This window comes from Vibrio sp. 1249-1 (genome assembly GCF_033340495.1).
Genome location: NZ_JAWOWJ010000782.1, coordinates 1 through 611, shown reverse-complemented (window position 1 = coordinate 611; position 611 = coordinate 1). Strand labels below are relative to the sequence as shown.

Annotated in this window: 1 protein-coding gene; it reads right to left on the bottom strand. The window is 45.2% G+C overall.

Annotated features, from left to right (window positions below; translation table 11 throughout):
* Positions 1-86 precede the first annotated feature (86 nt).
* Positions 87-611, bottom strand: a 525-nt coding sequence (locus R7Z50_RS28890; RefSeq protein ID WP_318149933.1) for a GNAT family N-acetyltransferase, incomplete at its 5' end; no start/stop codon positions are given.

Here is a 611-nt window from a genome sequence, read left to right as displayed (position 1 = left end):
AAAGTTTTTTCGATTTTTTTAGCAAAAACTTATGTAAATGATCGTTCTCTAACGATATCTGTTTAAATACTAACAAAATCAATGTTCTATGCGACATGACTGCGTTGGATGATCTGTTCAACTAAATTGATCTCTAACGCCACTTCATCACAGGCATGTTGACGCGGGCATTGGTCGCAATCTTTCAACACTTTTTCTGGCAACAGAGACTTAGATGTTGGCAAGAAACTCTGCTTCATAAAGAACTCTGGCGTACGTGTTAGTACGAAGCCTTTCTTAATCGCCATTTGACGTGCTTTATCCACCAAATAGTTCACAATCGCGCTGCCTTGCCCTTGTCCTTGCCAACCCGCCTCAATACCGAGCGAGCGAATCTCCGCAAGTCCAGAGTCATACACATACAGAGACGCGCAACCAGTCACTTCACCATGATGTTCAGCAACGGCAAATGAGCCAATGTCGCGAACGAGTTCATTACGAGAACGAGGTAAGTTTTCGCCCATATTCGCCCAGTACGCAACCATGCCTTCAAGCGTTTCGATATCCGTTAAACGTGCAGGACGTACTTTAACGGCCGAACTATCACGCTGCGCCAAACGCTTGTCCGCTTG